A 19,474-nucleotide genomic window follows, 5' to 3' on the forward strand; every position below is an offset into this window, starting at 1 on the left:
ACTGTGAGAGGAAAGGAAGCCAGGACATTCCATCGAATTCAGCGGACCGTCCGCCCCCCGCATGGTCCGCGGAAGGCAGCCGTACCCAAAAAAGCTCACGCCCCTACCCCAACGAGCCCCGTACGGCTGTGCCGGCCGGTTCCGTCTATCGCAAAGGACGGACCGGCCGGATTATTGCTTCCGCACAGGAAGTGCGAGGGACTTCCCCCATCCGAAGATGCGCAAAGCTATAGGAAATGGAGGCGCTCAGCGTTTCGTGAAGCGATGAACCGCTCCAATTCCGCTGCGCAATAACGGCCAGCCGTTGGCGCTGCCCCCTCACCTGCCTGCCGGCATCCTCTCCCCGTATAGTGACGGGGAGAGGGACGCTGTCATCGGCGGCTTCGCCAATCTCCAGTGTTGCAAAAAAGGCGCCGCCGTTGCGGCCAGCCCCTCTCCCCCCGTCACTATACGGGGAGAGATGTCCGGCAGGACAGTGAGGGGCGGCGCCAACCGGTGAAGACTGCCGCGTTCCGCCGAGAGAAAGCATGTTGGACTAGGGCCCGCCTGGGCCGCCAGGCCCCCCAGGTCCACCAGGCCCGCCTGGCCCATTCGGTCCGCCGGGTCCACCCGGAGTACCTGGCCCATTCAGCCCGCCGGGAGGCTGACCGGGCAGACCCGGTGGGTTCGGCCCAGGCTGGTTGGGCGACGGCCCACCGGCACCGCGACCACGCGACGCCGACACGATATTGCCCTCGCGATCGAACCCAACCTCGATAAACGCCCTGACGGCACCAGTCGATTTCACATCGCCATTCAGATTGTCGACGGCGACGCCAAGACCCGATTCCAGCCGCTGCCCCCGGCGTTGCAAAAACGTCTCGTAGAGAACATCCGCGACATTGGCCTGCGGAACCGGCGCTTCCGCTTCCAGATGCACCACTCTGTATCCGCCCGTGGCCTTGGTGAGGGTCAGCTGAACGCGCCGATTTGCCAGCGGCGACGAACCGGCTCCGATCTTGAGCTGCCCGACCAGCAACGCGCCCGACCGCACGACCGCCAGGCCGCGAAGCAGATAGGTCTGCTCATCCGGCCTCGCCTCCACCAGGCTGGCGACGATTTTCCCGTCGGGCCGGCGAATGCCGTGAACCGCAACGATATCGCCCACCCCGACCTTCAATCCCTCCGCAAGCTGGCTGATGTCGACCTGCTGTCCCAGCACCCGCATCGATTTGGCTGTCTTGCGCTCGACCGGTCCCACCACCTCGCTGGTGACATGGATGGCTGAGGTCACGATGCGATCGGCCTTTTGCACCACCGCGACGCGCACGATATGCCCGATCTTCAGGCTATTCGGGGCGACGGGGACGTCGTCGATCCAGACCGGCACGTCAGGCTGGTACTGAACCCGCACGCCATTGACGAAAATGCTGCCGAAGCGCTGGATCGTCCCGACGATGCCGGTGCCGCCGATGCCCTGGTCGCCATCGGTCCCGGCCGTCCAGCCGGTGCCGCCAATGCCCTGGTCTTTCGACGGTTCGGTCGCCCGCGCAAGCAGACTGAAAAACACCGCCGGCACGGCGGCTGCGAGCGTCAGGAAACCCCGTCTCGTCGGCCTCCCGCTCATGCCGTCTCTCCGCCGGCATCCTTGTTCTCGGGCGTTTCTTCGGCAACGAGCGACGTGCCGTCGGAGGTGAGGATATAGACACCCCAGTTCCACCGGCTGGTCCCGCCCGGATCGCTCTGAATGGCCTGGTTTGCGTATTTGTTCAGGCGCAGCAGCGTTTCGACCGCGATCTCGCGGCTGTAGGCCTCGAGCGACCTGGCCAGCTCTTCCGACAGCCCGTCATAGTGGACGGCGCGCTCGAGGAAGGGCGGCGCGTCGGCCAGCACGTTCTGGACCGAGGCCGCCGCATGATCCCCGAGATTTCGGGCAAAATAGTAGAGCCGGACCTCGCCGTCGCCGCGCGGCACCATTGCCCCTTCCATCAGCACGATCCGGTCCTTGCCGTCGATTTCGACCAGCTTTCGGTCGAGCCAGTCGTCGAGAACCGCGCGCGGCCTGAGATCGCGGGTTACCGATTCCACCAGACCGGCAAAGGACGGCTCTCCCGCCTCACTCGTTCGCGCCAGCGGCAACGGCACGCCCTTGGCGTCGACGAACTGCGGATCGGCAAGCCAGCGCGCGACGATGGCGCTGGTCCTGGAAACGGAATCGGGCACCACCCGCACCGGAGCGCCCGCCCCTCTCAGCCGGCTGACTTCCTTCCTGTGCACGCCCGTCAGCAGGCTGACCCTCGAGTCGGTTTGCTGCTTGTCCGGCAGCGCGAATTCATGCTCCGCCACATTGACGTAGAGCTGGCGCAGCAGGTCGACGAAGGCCGGAAAGGTCACGCCGCACTTGATGGCCAACCGCACCAGCGGGCGAAGGACCCGGTTCAACGCGTTCTGGACCCCTGCGGCATCCAGATGTTGTCCCCCCGATTTGCTCATTGTCGTCCTTCACTTGCCAATCGTTAAATCGGTCATCCATCCCTCGGAAATTCCTGCCGAAAATAGCTTGTGGGAAATGCTTCCACAAGGGTGCCGACCAAAGAAGCGACATCGGCGATCCTTCTGTCGCGTCAGTTCCGGTTGCCCGCATCCCGACGGGGAACAACGCTTCGACTTGGCCGAAATCATCTTGCGACGCGTTTCACACCAGTTGACACGTGTGAAATTTTCCCACAACTATGTTCCGGCAGATGCATCAGCCAGCCCATGCTCGTCAAGGAGAAACCTTTTGAAGAAGCCTTATGTCAGACCAACCATAGTCCGAGCCGGGGGAATTTTCGAAGAAACGTCTGATGAAGTCACCGACGGCGCCAGCACATACGCCGGAAACGGAAAACATATCGACCCGGTTATCTCGATAACCGCCGATATTGTCTCGTCCTATGTCTCGAACAACCCCATTCCCGCCGCCGAGCTTCCCGACTTCATTGGCAAAATACACGCGTCGATCCGAAATATTTCGGATGGTGTTGCCGATGGCGGCCCCGACGAGATCAGATATGCCGTCCCCGTCAAAAAATCCGTGACGCCCGATTTCATCATCTGCCTGGAGGACGGCAAGCGCTTCAAATCGCTGAAGCGGCATATCGAGACGAACTATGGGCTGACACCGGACCAGTATCGCAAGAAGTGGAACCTGCCTTCCAACTACCCGATGGTGGCGCCAAACTATTCCGCGACCCGCTCGAAACTCGCCAAATCCATGGGGCTGGGCCGCAAATCAAAATAGCCGGCCGGAAGCGGCGCGCCCCCTCAGAGCGCCAGGCTCCCCTGCTCCGCCTCCTCGGCATTGGGGTCGCCGGGCGCCGTGGCCCAGGCGAGTTCGACCAGCGTCACGGTGCGCTTTCCCGTGCCGTCGAGCTGGCAGACGATGAGGCCCTGCTCCTCGATATAGGTCAGGAGACGCCGGGCACGGCGCAGCGAGTGCGAACCGTAGGCGCGTGCGATCGCGGCGTCGCTCGGGCACGGCCAGCCCTCCTTCGCCGCCCGCGCGATCATCATGAACACGCCCTGCATGTCGTCGGGCAGCAGCGAGGCGCGGACGGAAACGTCCCGCCACGCGTCATCCTGCGTCGTCTCGGAGCCGAGGCCGGCGCGGGCGCGCGTCAGCATGCGGCGGAATTCAGCGAGGTCCGGCACCACCGAGGCGAGGCCCTCGATGCGGCAGCGCACCACGAATTCCTGGTAGAGCACGCCGATGACGCGAAAACCCGCATCGGGCTGCGCCAGAATGGCGCGCAGCACGCGGTCGACCCGCTCGCGCCGCTCCGCCAGATCCTCGGCGCTGATTTGCGGCTCCGCCGGTTCGGGGCGGATTTCCAGCGCCGCCGATTTCGCCGCCATCAGCTGGTCGAGCAGGTCTGGTGACGCCACCCGGCGCGGCGTGCGCACCGTCTCGGGCGGCGGTGCCGCCAGGATGATCGCACGGGCGTCCTCGAGCGCTGATTCCGGCATCGCCATCAGCCGCGGCGTGCCGTTGCGCGGGCTGGTGTCGGTCGGGCCGATACGCAGGCCGAGCGGCCGCCGCGACAGCGCCGGCCCCAGCGCCATGAACTGCCCGCGCTCCAGATCGCGAAACGCTTCCGCCTGGCGCCGCTCCATGCCGAGCAGATCGGCGGCGCGCGCCATGTCGATATCGAGGAAGGTGCGGCCCATGAGGAAATTGGAGGCTTCCGCCGCGACATTCTTGGCAAGCTTGGCCAGCCGCTGCGTGGCGATGATGCCAGCCAGTCCCCGCTTGCGGCCACGGCACATCAGATTGGTCATGGCGCCGAGCGAGAGTTTGCGCGCTTCGTCCGAAACCTCGCCGGCCACAGCCGGCGCGAACAGCTGCGCCTCGTCCACCACCACCAGCATCGGATACCAATGGTCGCGGGCGACCTCGAACAACCCGCCCAGGAAGGCAGCGGCGCGCCGCATCTGGTTTTCGGCGTCGAGCCCTTCGAGGTTGAGCACGGTGGAAACGCGGTGGATGCGTGCGCGCTCGCCGGCCGCCTGCAGGCCGCGCTCGGTGTGCTCCTCGGCATCGATCACCAGATGGCCGTAACGCTCGCCGAGCGAGACGAAATCGCCTTCGGGATCGATGATGGTCTGTTGCACCCAGGGCGCGCTCTGCTCCAGCAGCCGGCGCAACAGATGCGACTTGCCGGAGCCCGAATTACCCTGCACCAGAAGGCGGGTCGCCAGCAGCTCCTCGAGATCGAGGTTCGCTGGGGCGCCCGCCGTGGTGTGTCCCATCTCGATCGCAACGGTCATGTCTCGACTCAAAAAGGTCTCCTGCGCGGCATGGGGCTTACCAACCCGGGCGCGGCCCGTCGAGCACCGATGGCCAAGCAGCGGGTGTTGCGCACAGTTGTGAGCAAGGGTGAAGCGCCGGCAAGAGCGGCCGCGCCGGCCGGCGCCTGTGGATAGTAACCACCTGTTCACCATAGGCCGGCGTTGCGATTGCAGAGGCCGGCCATCCGTTTAGCCTGACCTTGCATCGCGCCCCAACGAGATGCACCCCAACGCCCCAAATGGCGGCCGGCGCCTTCAAGTTTCCTTTGTGTATGCGCCGGTCGTCAGTTTTTCCCCAACGCTCTCAGCTTACGCGCCTTGCTGCGGCACCGGCGGCAAATGCGGCGCATCCAGCCCCGCGAAAGGGTCGCGCCAGGCATCGATGGCTTCGAGCCGGCGATACCAGCGCGCGAGCGCGGGATAGTCCTCAAGCGGCAGGCCGGCGACTTCGTTGAAGGGCAGGAACGTCGCCATGCGGAAATCGGCATAGGAAACCCGATCTCCCACCAGCCATTGCCGGTTGCCAAGCGCTGCCTCCAGGATTGCCGCCGTTGTGTCGAAGAGCCTCAGCCCCTCCTCGACCAGTTGATGATCGATTGGGCCTAAGTGATAGCGCTGCTTGGTGCCACGCTCGAAATGCACCATGTCGCAGGCCCGCGCAAAATTCTCCTTGCCCCAGCTCAGCCAGCGGATCATGTCGGGCTCGTCATCACCGGTGCGCCAGAAATCCGATCCGACGTCGCGCGACAGCCGGCAGGCTATGGCGTCCGCTTCCCAAAGGCTGCCGCCCGGCCATGCGAGGATGGGAATGGAAAGGTTGGGATTGAGCGGCCGGAATCGCTCCGCTTGCCCCGGCGCAAAGGGTGACGCGAATTCGAAAGTCACCTGCGCCTCGAGATGGCGTGCCACCGCGACCGCCAGGCGCGGATTGGGATTGCGGCTGAAGTACAGTTTCATTTCGCTGCCAGCCGGCATCGGCTCGACCCTGTCACGCATAAAATGCCTCTCCTTGTCCTGGCGAACATCGCCAGACCTAGGACGGAGGTGGCCGATGTAATCCGACAAAGTGTGGGTTGACCACCATCGATGGCGAGGCGACACTTCATCTCGCACCAAGGCAGGAGGAAATGCGATGGACGAGCCCGAACGGTGGCGCCACATGTCGACGGCGCCCAAGGACGGCAGCCGGATCCTGGTCACGGTCCGTCCCTCCGAACAGGGACCGGCGGAAGTCGACCTCGCCTACTGGGCGCGCGGCGACCAGTTCGCCGGGGAAGGCTGGCGGGCGTCGGATTCCTCGCCCGGCCGCGTCGTCGAATATGCCGAACCGGAGCTGAAATGCTGGATGCCCCTGCCCTCGGCCAATCTCAGCCGCGGCGGCTCGCTGCCGGCGCCCTGGGAAGGCGACGACGCGCAGCAGCTCGACGGGTCGGGGATTTAGCAAAAAGGGCGCAGCTGCCGATCTCCCCCCTCGTGGGGGTTGAGGAGTGGTCCGCATAGCGGACAGAAAGCCAATTGCTTGGCTTTCTGAACGACGAACGTCCGGCAGGACAGAAGTCCAGCTTGGGTTCCTCGCCCCACGAAGTGGGGAGAGGTGGCTCGGCGAAGCCGAGACGGAGAGGGGAATGGCACTGACCTGTGCTGGAATGCTCCGGCATGAGCGCCTGCGCCCTACGAAGGCCCCCTCTCCGACCGCTTCGCGGCCACCTCTCCCCGCTTCGCGGGGGCGAGGAACCCAGATCCTGATATGCCGGCGGGGCAGCGCCCCCCCTCAGTCCTGCCGGACATCTCCCCCACGAGGGGGAGATCGGCAGCGTCATCGCCGGCTCCTCAGAACAAAAAACGACGCCGTCGCCGGGTTCGGGCCGTCGCGTCCATCAGCCGAATCCATGCCGGCGATCGTCTTCAGGTCCTGCGCGTCCAGCTCGAAATCGAAGACATCGAAATTGGCTGATATGCGATCCTGGCGGACCGATTTCGGGATGACGATCAGCCCTTGCTGCAGGTGCCAGCGGATGATCGCCTGCGCCGCCGACTTGCCGTGCTTACCGGCAATGCCCGCGATGGTCGGGTCGCTCAGCAGCCGGCCGCTGCCCAGCGGGCTCCAGCTTTCGGTGTGGATGTTGTGGCGGGCGTGAAATTCCCTGAGCGCGCGCTGCTGGAAACGCGGATGCAGTTCGATTTGGTTGGCCACCGGAACCACGCCGGTCTCGCCGATGATGCGCTCCAGGTGATCCCTGTTGAAATTCGACACGCCGATCGACTTGATGCGGCCGGCCTGCTTGAGCTCGATGAGGGTCTTCCAGGCCTCGACATATCTGTCCCGGCTGGGCACCGGCCAGTGGATCAGGAACAGGTCGATCTGCTCGACGCCGAGTTTTTCCATCGTGTCGTCGAAAGCGCGCAAGGCGGCATCGCGCTGGTGGGCGCCGTTGCGCAGTTTCGAGGTGATGAACAGCTCGTTTCTCGGCACATCGGCGGAGCGGATCGCCTCGCCGACGCCCTCCTCGTTCTGGTAGCCTTCGGCGGTGTCGATCAGCCGGTAGCCGGCCTTAATCGCCCAGCCCACGACTTGGGCGGTGATGCCGTGATCGACCTGCCACACGCCAAGGCCAAGCTGGGGGATGGTGGCGCCGTCGTTCAGCGTGATCTGTGCGGGCATGGTCGGGTCCTTTGCGAAGAGATGTCCGGGCGGTCGCCCAACGCAGCCTATCTAGGCACGCGCTGGGGCGACGACCAGTCGCCGGTGGACAAATTCGCGAGGCTCGACTTCACAGCCCCGATGTCTGCGTCAGGGGAACCGGCTCATTTCGGCCGGCGCACCGCCCGCACCACCCCGGTGGATGTGCTGCCGCAGTAGAGGCGGTCACCGCCGTCGGATTCCAGTCCCGAGACGGTCATGCCGGCCGGCATGTCGAGCCGTTCCAGGAGCTTGCCGGTCTTGGGGTCGACACGACGCAGATCGCTCTCGTCGCCTTCCCAGGTGCCGTGCCACAGCTCGCCGTCCACCCAGGTCACGCCGGTGACGAAACGGCTGGATTCGATGCTGCGCAGGATTTTCCCGGTCTCGGGATCGATCTGGTGGATCTTGCGCTCGCGGTACTGCCCCACCCAGAGCGTGCCTTCGGCCCAGGTCAGCCCGGAGTCGCGGCCGCCGCCGGGCGCCGGGATGGTGGAGAGCACCGCACCAGTATCGGGGTCGATCTTCTGGATGCGGTCATCGGCGAGCTGGTAGAAATACCGGCCGTCATAGGCGGTGCCGGCATGGGCGGCGACATCGATCGAGCGCAGTGGCTGTCCGCTTTGCGGATCGAAGGCATTCAGCCTGTCGCCCGAGGCGAACCAGACATTCTCGCCGTCAAAGCTCACCCCATGTATCCGCTCCACACCGGGAAAGGGTCCGTATTCGCGCAGGATTTCGGCCGGTGAATGTTTCATGTCTTGATCCTCGATTGTGGTCATCCACCCTTCCTAACTGCTTGGCAGCGGCGCCGGGAGTAACAAGGTGGTCGTGAATCCGGCCACTGGCGGCGTCATCCAGCGGCGCGCCCGGCCGTGGCCGAAAGACTGCACCTTGCCGGCCTCGGCGAGCGGCTCGAGCGCCCGCTGCACGCTGCGCTGGCCGGTTCCGAGCGCCAGCGCCAGCGCCGAGCTCGACCAGGCTTCGCCGTCGGCGAGCAAGGCCAGCACCGCCGCGTGGCGTTCCTCGATCGGCCGCGCCAGCACCATCACCGCGCGCGCCTGGCGCGGCGCCAGCGTGAAGCCGCGCTTGGTGGCGCTGATGTCGGCCAGCGCGGCAAGCTCGACGCGCAGCCGGCCGATCTCGACGCGCAGCCGGGCGCGGTGCGATTCATCGGCATGCTTGCCGCCAAAGGCCCGCGCCACGAGCTCCTCGCGCGAGACATCCCCGGGCCAGGCTTCAGCGAGCGCACGCGCCAGCGAAAACAGCACCGGCCGGCTCGCCAGCGAGACCGTCCTGTCCCCGGCGCGCACGGCATAGCGAAAAGCATCGACGACCAGTGCCGTCGATGCCTGCAGCGCCTCGACCTCTTCGAGCAGCAGCGGTCGCTCCGTACCGTGGGTGATCAGCCGCGCCGCCGGCGTTTCCAGCGCCAGCGATGCGGTGGCGACCTCCGCCATCAGGCCGGGAATGCCGGCCTGGCGGGCGGCGTTGCGTGCCCATTCCAGCGCCGCGCGCGCCGGCCGGGTCCGCAGACGCCGCATGGCGATGCCGGCGACGGCGAGTTCATGTGCGGCCCGCGCGGCCGGCGGCAGCGGCGTCGGGTCGAGCCCGGCCAGCACATGCTCGGCCTCGTCGAGCCGGCCGATCAGCAGCAGGCGCCGCACCTTGAGGTGGCCGGCATGCGCCGCGTTCAGCCGGTCGCCATGCTTTTCCAGCGTGGTGCGTGCCGCGTCGAGCGCCTTGGCCGGCCAGCCCAGATCACGCGAGACCAGCGCGATCTCGGCCTCGGCGACGACGCATCTGGCGCGCGCGACGGCCTCTTTCGGGCTGAACGCGCGGGCCGCCCGGCGCAAGAGCAGCTTGGCGCGATCGAAATCGCCGAGCTGCGCCATGGCGATGCCGCGCAGCGCCAGCGCCGGCGCATCTTCGCGGAGCGCGACGCGGTCGAGCGCGCCGAGCGGATCGCCCGCCGCCAGCGCCAGCGCTGCCGCCGTGATCAGCGAGTCCATTCAAATCCCGTCACACTTGTAACTCCCACCCCCGCACCGCCCTAACTTAAATCACCACTGCCGGCCAGCAAGTCGCATCGAGCCAGGGGAGACCTAGCCATGTGGCTGAGGGCACCACCGGCGCGGTTGACGCCAATTCCGGCGCTAGCTAGCCTGAGCATCTCAGGTATTCATATTAAGCATCTCATTAGAGGTAGTTGAAAATGCCTGCAACCGACAATCTCGAACACGCCGCACGGCCCCACCACCCCTGCTGCGCCGGGCCGGAGGATGTAAATCCCGTCGCAGATGTAACTCACCCCACACCGCTTCATCGCTCTAGCCTGGATCCCCAGGTAGCCCGCGATGGCACCACTGGCAAAGGAGAAGACCAATGACCAAGCACATGACGATGCAGACCCCGCCGATCGTTTCCAGGCAGGATTGGGACGCCGCGCGCGAAAAGATGCTGGTGAAGGAAAAGGCGACGCTGCGCGCCAAGGACGCGCTTGCCGCCGAACGCCGGCGCATGCCGTGGATGGAAGTGGACAAGGCCTATGTGTTCGAAGGCCCCAACGGCAAGGCAAGCCTGCTCGACCTGTTCGAAGGCCGCCGCCAGCTGATCGTCTACCGCGCCTTCTTCGAACCGGGCGTCTATGGCTGGCCCGATCATGCCTGCCGCGGCTGCTCGCTCGGCGCCGACCAGGTCGGCCACCTCGCCCATCTCAATGCCCGCAACACCACGCTTGCCTACGCTTCGCGCGCACCGCAGGACGACATTGCGCGGCTGAAGACGCGGATGGGCTGGGAGATGCCCTGGTACACAATCACCGACAGCTTCGACAAGGATTTCGGCGTCGACGAGTGGCACGGCCACAACGTCTTCATCCAAGACGGCGACCGCGTCTTCCGCACCTATTTCATCAACAGCCGCGGCGACGAGGCGATGGGCACGGTCTGGAGCTATCTCGACGCCACCCCGCTCGGCCGCCAGGAGGTCTGGGAGGATTCGCCCGAGGGCTATCCCCAGACCCCGCTCTACAGCTGGTGGAACTGGCACGACAATTACGAAGCCGGAGCCGACAAGAAATGGGCCGAAGTGGCGGCCGCGGGCGAAGCCGCGTTCAGGGATAAGGGCGAGTAGCTGGGACTGACGAGAGCAAGCCCCCTTGTGCCGCGTTGGTCGACCCCCACTCCGTCTCGGCTTCGCCGAGCCACCTGCCGGGGCGAGCCACGGGTCTCGCCCGTCCTTCGGACCCCCGATCGACGGGGTAGAGGAAAGGCGCCTGGCTTTTTGCCGTCAACGCTCGTCCAGCAACGCTCCCTTCCTTTCCTCCGGAGGGGGGAAAGGTGGCGCTGCGAAGCAGCGACGGATTGGGGGAACCACCTGCCAATCAAGCATGGCCCTGATCAGTCACGCCAATCACCCATAGCCTAGACGAAAGTGGGGCGAGGAACGCAGATTCTGACGGGCCGCAACCATTAAGGGATTAAGATTATGAGCGATATCCATTCTGGCACCGGCAGCGCAACCCCTGAAAACACAGCCGCCCTCGGCACAGTCGACTGGCTCTGCCTCGCCGCCGCCCCGACTTTCGCGGTGATGGCACTGCTCTCCTGCCTTCAGGGCAGTGACGCGGCTATGCTGTGCATGGGCGCCTCGCCGCTGACCGGCCCGTCTTTGACCGGGATGCCGGCCATGTATCTCTTGATGAGCGCCTTCCACCTGGCACCCTGGCTGCGGGTGATTTCCGGACGCCAGATCCGATAGGCCCAGCCCCCGTATCGAAACACCCCACACATCGGAGAAGACAATGAAGCTCGTCAGGCTGAGAGCGCCGGGTGGCTTGGACAGGCTCGATCTGGTCGAGGAAGATCCGCCCCAGCCGGGGCCTGACGACGTGATGGTCAGGATCCGCGCCTGCTCGCTGAACATGCGCGACGATTTCGCGGTGCAGGGCAAGACGCCGCTGGCCGATGGCCGCGTGCCGCTGTCCGACGGCGCGGGTGAAGTGATCGCCGTCGGCAGCGGGGTCGATGCGCTCAAGCCCGGCGACAGCGTCGTCAGCACCTTCTATCCATGGTGGCTGGACGGCGACATGACACCCGCCACAAGGCGCGACATTCCAGGCGACAGTTTTGACGGCTTCGCCAGCGAGTATGTCTGCATGCCCGCGCAGGCCTTCACCAAAGCTCCAGCGGGCTATACGCACGCGCAAGCCGCAGCGCTGACCTGCACCGGCGTCACAGCCTGGCGAGGCCTGGTCGTCTGCGGCAAGGTGAAGCCCGGCGACACGGTCCTGGTCCTCGGCACCGGCAGTGTGTCGCTGTTTGCGCTGCAATTCGCCAAGGCCGCCGGCGCCCGGGTCATCGCCACCTCATCCGACGAGGAGAAGCTGGAGCGGCTAAGCCGCCTCGGCGCCGATGCCGTCATCAACTACAAGGCGGTGCCGGATTGGGGCCGCAAGGCCAGGGAGTTGACCTGCGGACGCGGCGTCGATCACGTGATCGAGGTCGGCGGCCCCGCGACGCTGGCACAGTCGATAGCCGCCTGCCGGACAGGCGGTCACATCGCCCTGATCGGCGTGCTTACCGGCTTCGCCGCCGACGTCTCGATCCCGGCCGTGTTTTCGAACCAGATCCGCATCAGCGGTATTTCCATCGGCAGCCGGGCGGACCAGCAGGACATGATCCGCGCGATCGAGGTCAACGGCATAAAGCCCGTCATCGACCGCCGTTTCCCGCTGCGCGACATCGCCGCCGCCTTCACGCACTACGGAGCCCAGAAGCATTTTGGGAAAGTCTGCCTCGAGCTTTAGGAAGTCCATCAGCAACAGCTAATTGACAGCCTGCGGGAAACGGCGCTCATTGGCCCCGTAAAGGTGGATCGCAGCATAGGCGGGCGATTTCGGCCGCCGGCGTCACCTTTGGGGAGGATGCCATGCCAACAGTCATCGGTCATCACAACATCACGAAAGACAGCAAGCACTGGTTGAGCTCACCCAAGCGCAAGGAGCTTTTCGGCTCGCTGGGGATCACCAACATCCGCACCTTCGTCGATCCGCAGAATCCGAAACGGGTGGCCGTAATGATGGACGTTCCGGACATGGATAAGATGGCCGCGCTGATGCAGAGCAAGGCGGCCGCCGACGCCATGGCGCATGATGGCGTGGTGCCGGAATCGCTGGTGATCCTGGTCGAGGCGAAAGCGTAGCCGCGCCAGATCAGGCACTTCAGGTCGCGATATCGTTCACCGGCAGCAAGGGCTTGGGCAGGTCAGCTTCGCCAAGTCCGGCGCGCAGTTCGATCTCGATGTCACGGCAGATCTGCGAGATCGGAACGTCGTTGGCGTTGCCCTCGAACGGGTTGGCGCTGCTCTCGCCGACCTGGTCGAGCGACATGTAGGCCCAGCCCAGCAGCGTGCTGAACGGGATCGTCAGCCAGATCCCGACCGTGCCGAGCACGCCGCCAAGCTTGCCCATCTCCGCGAACACCGGAACGACGCCGAACGGCAACAGCGTGCAGAAGACCATCACGAACATCGAACTGACGATGGCGTATTGGCGCGGATAGGGATTGTTCTTGATGCGGTCGCAGCGCGCCTGCTGATCATGGAAATCGCGGATCAGCTTGGTCAGTTCGACGTAAATCTGCGGGGGAAGCTTGGTGTCCTTGAACAGCGTGTTGACCTGGACCGATTGCATTTCGAGCAAAGCCAACGCCGGCTGCGGCGATTTCAGCACCTTGTCGGTCTGTTCCGCCAGCAGCGGCCGCAATTCGTCGGCGATCGAGCCCTTGTCCTCCCGGATATGGTAGCGCCGCCGGTACTCGATGTTGGCGGCCTTGCCCATGGATTCCCAAGGCATCGGCCGCCGCAGCGAAAGCGCAGTGCCGTCATCCAGGCGATGTGGCGGTAGATGAGTTGCCTGGCCGTCGACACGTCGAGGAAGTCACGGCAGAAATTGGACCACACCCGGCTGCTGGCGGTGATTTGCGTGAACGCCTGCAGCGCCTCGCCGCTGCGGGTGAACACCTGCGAATTCTTGAAGCCGGTGACCAGCGACACGGTGGTGCCGAGCACCAGCACGACCGACCATGGCACCGAGAACCCTGCAATGCCGGGAAGACGGTAAGCCGCGACGGCCAGTCCGCTCACCACGACCATGTAAATAACGCTGCGCCGCGACCACAGCGCAAAATCAGTCACCTTGTAGGAACGGCCCACATACATCGCATCCCCTCGAAAACATGGATAACAGGCAAATCAAGCTATCTTGCTGTGACGCCTAGCATACCGTGTGCGCGCGATGAATGGCCGTTCTGGCTCGGGGGCGCGGGATCTCTCCCGCGCCCATGTCACTGCCTCAATTGCACTTCGGCTTGGCGCTGTTGCAGGCGTCGACCAGTTCGGCCGGCGGGTCCTTGTGGAAAACCGTCTTGAAGGATTCCAGCACGTTGGACTGCACCACGGGCAACGACTGCACGCCGACCCAGGCGGGCGTGGGCTGCCCGATCAGCGCCTTCATCATGGCCAGCGCCTCGGCGACGCCCTGGTCATAGGGGCGCTGCGAACCGGTTGCCTTGAGGGGCCCGCCCTTGGCGATCTCGATTGCAGACTGCAGGCCGAGATCGACCGTGGTGATCGGAATGTCGATGCCTTGCGCGCGCATCGAGGAGAGCGTGTCGAGCGCCGGCTGGTCCCACACCGCGTACAGGCCCTTCACATCGGGGTTGCCGGTGAGGAAGTCGCCGGCGATCTGCGACACTTTCGAGGGATCGGTGAAATCGACCTGCTTCATGACGATGTCGGGCCGGTTCTTCTTCATCCACTCGCTGACACCCTTGGTGCGCTCATTGGTGCTGAAATAGTCGACGCCGAAATTCACCAGGCCGATCGTGCCGCCCTTGGGCATGCAGGACGCCAGGATCGTCGCCGCGATCTGGCCATTGCCCTGGCTGTCGGCCGAGATCATCGAGGCAAAATCCTTTGGCGATGAGAGGCCGACCGGAATGCTGTCCATGAACACCAGCTTGATGCCGGCCTCGCCCACCTTCTTGTAGGTCGGCGCCGTCGCGGTGAAATCGACGGGGATGGAAATGATGCCGTCGGGATGCTGCTGGATGGTGTTTTCGATATCGGCGATCTGCTTGTCGACCTGGTATTCGGCCGAGGCCACGCCGGTGACGGTGACGCCGTATTTGGCCAGCGTTTCGCTGATGCCCGCCACTTGCAGCTGCGACCAGTCGAGGTTCACCGTCTGCATGGAGATGCCGACCTTGAACTTGCCGGCCTTGACCTTGCCGGCTTCGTCGTCGGTCAATTTCAGCTCGTCGGGCGAGGCTGCCTTTTCGCCATGCGGGCCTTGCCCGACAATGCCCTTGGGGCCGAGCGTCGCGAGGTCGACGCCGGTCACGCAGGTATCGGGCGTTTGCGCAAAACCTGGGGATGTCGATAGCGCGAAGGCGCTGGCGGCGAGGCTCAATGTGCTGAACAGGATTCGTGCCGAGTGGTTCATGACTTTCCTCCGTTGATATTGATGTTTGTTTTGCCGTTTGGAGCCGGCGGTTTTCTGCTGATTTCCGCGTGCGCGCCTTACCTCCTCGTGAACGCGACCGCGGCGACGATGATTGCTCCCTTGATGACGAGTTGCAGCGACGAGCTGACGCCGAGCAGCACCAGACCGTTGTTGAGCGTGCCGATGATCAGGCTGCCGAGCAGCGTGCCGAGCACGAAGCCGCGGCCGCCGAACAGGCTGCAGCCGCCGAGGATGACCGAGGCGATGACGTCGAGTTCCATGCCTTGCACGACGTCGGGCCGCGCCGCGTGCGAACGTGCCGACAGGATCAGCGATGCGAGGCCCGCGAGCGTCCCGGTCAGCACGAAGGCCAGCGTCGTGACCTGCTTGATGTGGACGCCGGAATAGAGTGCCGCCGTCGGGTTGCCGCCCGCCGCGTAGACCCGCCGCCCGTAGACGCTGTAATGCAGCAGCAAGATGCCGGCGATGGTGACGCCGAGCGTCCACAGGATCGGCGCCGGGATGCCGAGCACCGAGCCCTCGCCGAAGATCGCGAAATAATATTCGTTGGTGATGATCACCGGCTTGGTGTTGGTGACCATCAGCGCCAACCCGCGCGCGCCGCTCAGCGTGCCCAATGTCACCAGGAAGGACGGGATTTCGAGCCGCGTGGTCAAGACGCCGTTGATCAGCCCGATCAACGCCCCGGTGCCCAGCCCCGCCACAGCGCCGACGACCCAGTTGTTGGCGACGAACGCCATGGCCAGCGACGCGCTCATCCCCGAAAGCGCCAGCGTCGAGGCGACCGACAGGTCGATCTGCCTGGAAATGATGACGAATGTCATGCCGACCGCAATGATCGAGACCAGTGTCGTCTGCCGGCCGATGTTGAGAAAATTGTCGATCGACAGGAACCAGGGCGACGCCAGGCTGAAGACGATCAGCATGATGGCGAAGGCGACATAGAGCATATAGGGACGCTCGCCCTGCAGCAGATGCCGCAAGGCCGAGCGACCTCCCGGCGGATCGACGGCAGCTTTTGCCGGGCTTTCAGTGTCGGTCATGCCGCGTGCTCTTCCGATGGCTGCGAAAGTTGAATGAGGTGATGGAGGTCCTCGGCGCTGCCGAAGTCCGGCCGCGCGATCGTCCTGGTGACGTGGCCATCGACGACGATCGAGATGCGGTCGCAAAGCTGCAGCAGTTCGGAGAGATCCGAAGACACCAGCAGCACCCCGCTTCCTGCCGCCGCCGCAGCACGAATGACGCCGTAAATCTCCTCGCGCGCGCCGACATCGACACCGACCGTCGGCTCGTCGAGCAACAGCACGCGCGGCCGTGGCTCGTTCCATTTGCCGAACACGACCTTCTGCTGGTTGCCGCCGGACAGGTTCTTCACAAGGGTCAACGCGCTTGGCGCCTTGACGGAAAGCCGGCGCATCGCGGCATTGGCATGTTCGCTCGCCGGACCGCGCTGCAGCCAGCCAAGGCGGGAGAAATACGGCAACCGCGGCAAAGTCAGGTTGCGCTCGATCGAATGTTCGAGAACCAGGCCCTGGACGTGCCGGTCCTCCGGCACCAGCGCGATGCCTTGCCGTATTGCTGCCGCCGGATCGATGTCTTTCAGCGAGACGCCGTCCAGGCTGGCCTCACCCGACTGGACGGGCCGCAGGCCGAAGATGGTTTGCAGGATTTCGGTGCGTCCGCTGCCGATCAGCCCGGCAAGGCCATGGATTTCGCCAGCGCGCAATTCGAGGCTGACCCCGTCGAGCCTGTCATTGCTGACGTTCTTCAACTCAAGCACGGGCTTTTGAGATGAACCAGGGGAAGCCGATGACGGCGTGCTTTGCCCGGCGCCGTCCGTCTTCAGCACAGCATGATCCGGCCCGACGATCGCACCGACCAATTGCCGCATATTGGTCTGCGCCGTGACGAAGGTTCCGGCGTTCTGCCCGTCGCGGAACACAGTCACCCGGTTCGAGATGCGGAAGACCTCGTTGAGGCGATGCGTGACGTAGATCACCCCGACGCCGCGCGCCGCGACCGCCCGGATCGCCTCGAACAGGATCTTTTCTTCGTCGTCGGTCAGCGCCGAGGTCGGCTCGTCGAGGATAAGCAGGCGGACGTCGCCCATCAGCGCCTTGGCGATCTCCGTCATCTGGCGATAGGCGAAGGGCAGCGACCCGACCATGGCGCGGGCATCGAGCGGGATATTCTGCGATTTGAGGAAGGCTTCTGCCTGCGTCACCAGCTGGCGTTTTTTCAGGAAGCCAAGCCGCGTCTTCGGCTCTCGCCCCAAAAGCAGATTGTCGGCAACCGAAAGCGATTCGACCAGGCTCAGATCCTGGTAGACGACCGCCACGCCGGCATCGCGCGACTTGGGCTGGCGAAGAAAACGAGACCGGCTTGCCGTCGATTTCGATCGCGCCGCCATCATGCACATGCACGCCGCTCAGGATCTTGATCAGCGTCGACTTGCCGGCGCCGTTTTCGCCGAGCAAGGCGTGGACTTCACCGGACAGGATTTCGAGACTGACGCCGCGCAGCGCATTGACGCCGCCGAACCGCTTCCTGACGCCCTCGACGCGCAGCAAGGGGGCATCGGATAGTGGCGCAATCGAACCCGGTTCGATCATGACGCCCGCACTTCCTCCCTTTGACGTCCCCTACCCCAGACTGTCGAGAGTCTCTTTTGAGACTTCTCTTACTTTTTTTGTGACTTTTCCATCACCTTGGGGAAATGTCAAACGGAGTCAGGCTGGCGGCCGGAATGAATCCGGCCCGACCTCGCCATGTTCGGTGACGATGGCGTCGAAGCCGTCCATGGCTGAGAAAAAGGCGCGCTTGAGCTTGCCGATCTTGCTGGAGTCGATGACCAGGTAGTTTTCGCGTGCCAGGCTCATCACCTTTTGCTTCACCACCGCCTCGTGGAAATGCTCGCAGGTGGCGCCGCGCTTGGCGTCGACGCCGGCGGCGGACAGGAAGGCGGCGTTGATGCCGACGCTGTTTAAGATGTCGAAATCATGCGTGCCCGAGAAAGACGCCGACGCCGGGTGATAGACGCCACCCAGCATGATGATCGTGACGTTAGGCTTACGGCTCAGGCGCTCCGCGACATTCATGGCGTAACATATTGCCGTTATTTGATAATTGTCGGGAATGAGATCGATCAGATGGATCAGCGTCGTGCCGCAGTCGATGAAGATCGTCTCGTCGGGCCGTATCTTGCGCACTGCATGCGCGCAGGCTTCGCGCTTCGCCGCCGCATGGCTGTCGGCCGCGGTCGCCAGTTCGTAGGGAACATCGGCCTCGATCTCGGCCGCCGCCAATATGTGACCGCCGAGATAGGCGATCTGCCCCGGGTTGGTGGCGATGTCGCGCCGCACCGTCATCTCGGAGACGCCGAGAAGTGCTGCCGCTTCACTGAGATGGATGACCCGCCGCTGCGACAGCAGATCGATCAGCCGGGCTGTCCTTTGCGCCTTGCGAGCACTCATGCGTTGGGCCTGTGTATCCCGTGAAATGTGAGGATTTTAACAACCGCTCTCATTCAGATGCAAGGCCGGTGTGCAGGTTCGCGCTGCAATGGCTAACGGACGCGCCTGTCTACGAGGTTTTGCTTGGCTGGGATCGGTCGCGGAAACCGTCAGGCCTTGGCGACCGCCCCGAACCGCAACCCGTCCATCAACAGCCTGACCAAGCGCCGCGAGCGGTCGCGCCATTCCGGGGTGTCGGGCGCCGAATAGATGCCCGACAGCGCGTGCAGCACGTCGGAGGCGTCGACATCGCCGCGGATGGTGCCGTCGGCCACCGCCGCCTCGACCAGTTGCCGCAAGGCCTGCGACACTCGGCCCGACGTGTCCGAGAACAGCGTCGAATTGGTGCTGAGCAGGATGCGCAGGCTGGTCGCCAGGCCGCGCTTGGTGGCGATGTAGTCGACGAAGCGCTGCATCCACTGCTCCAGCGCGACATCGGACGGATGTTTTGCCGCGAGATCACCGGCGGCCGCGCACAGCCCCTCCGCCTCGCGGCGGTAGACCACCTCGACCAGATGCTCGCGCGTCGGGAAATGCCGGTAGAGCGTGCCGATGCCGACGCCGGCGCGCCGCGCGATCTCCTCCAGCGAGGCATCGATGCCGCGCTCGGCAAACACGGCCGCCGCCACCTCGACCAGCCGGTCGCGGTTGCGCCGTGCATCCGCGCGCAGCGGTTTTTCCACTGCGGCCTTCTCTGCGGCGATGTCGGCGTCTGCCAATTTTTTCTCCACGGACCAAATATGGGGGCTTGAACCCGGCCGGGTCAGCTCCCACTTAATAAACGGAGGCGCCTCCGCTTTAGTGGAGTGCCTTTATCATATAAGAAGGGGAAGCGGTATGTCACGTCTTTCGAACCTGCAAGCCGACATCTCCCCTGCCCGCCTGTTTCCCGGGACATCCGCTGTCATCTCCACCTCCGCCCACACCTGACCTTAAGGTTACCTT

Annotated in this window: 20 protein-coding genes and 1 pseudogene; 6 read left to right on the top strand and 15 right to left on the bottom strand. The window is 64.7% G+C overall.

The features are described 5' to 3' along the window. Positions 1-535: 535 nt before the first annotated feature. Positions 536-1,606, bottom strand: coding sequence for a DUF5666 domain-containing protein (locus HB778_RS42735; protein WP_183461409.1), 1,071 nt, complete (start codon positions 1,604-1,606; stop codon positions 536-538). Next, positions 1,603-2,472 carry a DUF6502 family protein gene (locus HB778_RS03130; protein ID WP_244661784.1) on the bottom strand — a complete coding sequence of 290 codons (870 nt, stop codon included), beginning with the start codon at positions 2,470-2,472 and terminating at the stop codon, positions 1,603-1,605. Before HB778_RS03130 ends, HB778_RS42735 begins: the two co-directional genes overlap by 4 nt. A 400-nt stretch (positions 2,473-2,872) precedes the next feature. Between HB778_RS03130 and HB778_RS41185 the strand changes: the two genes are divergently transcribed. Beyond that, positions 2,873-3,262 (top strand): MucR family transcriptional regulator, encoded by a 390-nt coding sequence (locus tag HB778_RS41185; RefSeq protein WP_244661957.1) that lies wholly within the window; start codon positions 2,873-2,875, stop codon positions 3,260-3,262. A 23-nt stretch (positions 3,263-3,285) separates the two neighbouring features. Here the strand turns inward: HB778_RS41185 and HB778_RS03140 are convergent, their stop codons facing one another. After that, positions 3,286-4,788 carry an ATP-binding protein gene (locus tag HB778_RS03140; protein WP_096448070.1) on the bottom strand — a complete coding sequence of 501 codons (1,503 nt, stop codon included), beginning with the start codon at positions 4,786-4,788 and terminating at the stop codon, positions 3,286-3,288. Positions 4,789-5,118: 330 nt separating this feature from the next. Beyond that, positions 5,119-5,766 (bottom strand): glutathione S-transferase family protein, encoded by a 648-nt coding sequence (locus tag HB778_RS03145; RefSeq protein WP_183464979.1) that lies wholly within the window; start codon positions 5,764-5,766, stop codon positions 5,119-5,121. 175 nt (positions 5,767-5,941) lie between these two features. Here HB778_RS03145 and HB778_RS03150 point away from each other — a divergent pair, with 175 nt between their 5' ends. Further along, positions 5,942-6,250, top strand: a complete 309-nt coding sequence (locus HB778_RS03150) for a hypothetical protein (RefSeq protein ID WP_095203923.1) — start codon at positions 5,942-5,944, stop codon at positions 6,248-6,250. Positions 6,251-6,625: 375 nt separating this feature from the next. Here HB778_RS03150 and HB778_RS03155 read toward each other — a convergent pair whose 3' ends face one another. From HB778_RS03155 to HB778_RS03165, 3 genes are all read right to left on the bottom strand, one after another. Further along, complete coding sequence (locus HB778_RS03155) at positions 6,626-7,471, bottom strand: aldo/keto reductase (protein ID WP_183461410.1); 846 nt, start codon at positions 7,469-7,471, stop codon at positions 6,626-6,628. A gap of 143 nt (positions 7,472-7,614) precedes the next feature. Beyond that, positions 7,615-8,247, bottom strand: coding sequence for a Vgb family protein (locus tag HB778_RS03160; protein WP_183461411.1), 633 nt, complete (start codon positions 8,245-8,247; stop codon positions 7,615-7,617). Positions 8,248-8,280: 33 nt separating this feature from the next. Continuing rightward, the gene (locus tag HB778_RS03165; RefSeq protein ID WP_183461413.1) at positions 8,281-9,501 is read right to left on the bottom strand and encodes a helix-turn-helix domain-containing protein; all 1,221 of its coding nucleotides are present in this window, start codon (positions 9,499-9,501) and stop codon (positions 8,281-8,283) included. A gap of 373 nt (positions 9,502-9,874) precedes the next feature. Here HB778_RS03165 and HB778_RS03170 point away from each other — a divergent pair, with 373 nt between their 5' ends. The 4 genes from HB778_RS03170 (at position 9,875) to HB778_RS03185 (ending at position 12,694) form a co-directional block, all read left to right on the top strand. Next, a complete protein-coding gene (locus tag HB778_RS03170; protein ID WP_183461415.1) occupies positions 9,875-10,624 on the top strand; it encodes a DUF899 domain-containing protein in 750 nt (249 codons plus the stop codon). A gap of 354 nt (positions 10,625-10,978) precedes the next feature. Then, a complete protein-coding gene (locus HB778_RS03175) occupies positions 10,979-11,251 on the top strand; it encodes a hypothetical protein (protein ID WP_183461417.1) in 273 nt (90 codons plus the stop codon). A 43-nt stretch (positions 11,252-11,294) separates the two neighbouring features. Next, on the top strand, positions 11,295-12,299 hold the full coding sequence (locus HB778_RS03180) for a zinc-dependent alcohol dehydrogenase family protein (protein WP_183461419.1): 1,005 nt from the start codon (positions 11,295-11,297) through the stop codon (positions 12,297-12,299). A gap of 122 nt (positions 12,300-12,421) precedes the next feature. Next, positions 12,422-12,694 (top strand): hypothetical protein, encoded by a 273-nt coding sequence (locus tag HB778_RS03185; protein WP_032930995.1) that lies wholly within the window; start codon positions 12,422-12,424, stop codon positions 12,692-12,694. A gap of 19 nt (positions 12,695-12,713) precedes the next feature. On the opposite strand, the gene HB778_RS41190 is transcribed toward HB778_RS03185, so the two are convergent. The 8 genes and pseudogenes from HB778_RS41190 to HB778_RS03215 form a co-directional block, all read right to left on the bottom strand. Continuing rightward, positions 12,714-13,331, bottom strand: a complete 618-nt coding sequence (locus tag HB778_RS41190; RefSeq protein WP_244661785.1) for a bestrophin family ion channel — start codon at positions 13,329-13,331, stop codon at positions 12,714-12,716. Next, the gene (locus tag HB778_RS41195) at positions 13,217-13,711 is read right to left on the bottom strand and encodes a hypothetical protein (protein WP_244661786.1); all 495 of its coding nucleotides are present in this window, start codon (positions 13,709-13,711) and stop codon (positions 13,217-13,219) included. The genes HB778_RS41190 and HB778_RS41195 overlap by 115 nt, the downstream gene beginning before the upstream one ends. Positions 13,712-13,844: 133 nt before the next feature. Continuing rightward, positions 13,845-14,996, bottom strand: a complete 1,152-nt coding sequence (locus HB778_RS03195) for a substrate-binding domain-containing protein (protein WP_183461420.1) — start codon at positions 14,994-14,996, stop codon at positions 13,845-13,847. A 77-nt stretch (positions 14,997-15,073) separates the two neighbouring features. After that, positions 15,074-16,060, bottom strand: coding sequence for an ABC transporter permease (locus HB778_RS03200; RefSeq protein ID WP_183461422.1), 987 nt, complete (start codon positions 16,058-16,060; stop codon positions 15,074-15,076). After that, a complete protein-coding gene (locus HB778_RS41200; protein WP_280515949.1) occupies positions 16,057-17,355 on the bottom strand; it encodes a sugar ABC transporter ATP-binding protein in 1,299 nt (432 codons plus the stop codon). Before HB778_RS41200 ends, HB778_RS03200 begins: the two co-directional genes overlap by 4 nt. 91 nt (positions 17,356-17,446) lie before the next feature. Further along, positions 17,447-17,629: pseudogene (locus HB778_RS42740) on the bottom strand (ATP-binding cassette domain-containing protein); the annotation flags it as partial. 117 nt (positions 17,630-17,746) lie between these two features. After that, positions 17,747-18,490, bottom strand: a complete 744-nt coding sequence (locus HB778_RS03210; protein ID WP_183461424.1) for a DeoR/GlpR family DNA-binding transcription regulator — start codon at positions 18,488-18,490, stop codon at positions 17,747-17,749. 149 nt (positions 18,491-18,639) lie between these two features. Beyond that, the gene (locus HB778_RS03215) at positions 18,640-19,260 is read right to left on the bottom strand and encodes a TetR/AcrR family transcriptional regulator (RefSeq protein WP_183461426.1); all 621 of its coding nucleotides are present in this window, start codon (positions 19,258-19,260) and stop codon (positions 18,640-18,642) included. Between the last annotated feature and the right edge of the window lie 214 nt (positions 19,261-19,474).

It is taken from the genome of Mesorhizobium huakuii (assembly GCF_014189455.1).
GTDB classification, from domain to species: domain Bacteria; phylum Pseudomonadota; class Alphaproteobacteria; order Rhizobiales; family Rhizobiaceae; genus Mesorhizobium; species Mesorhizobium huakuii_A.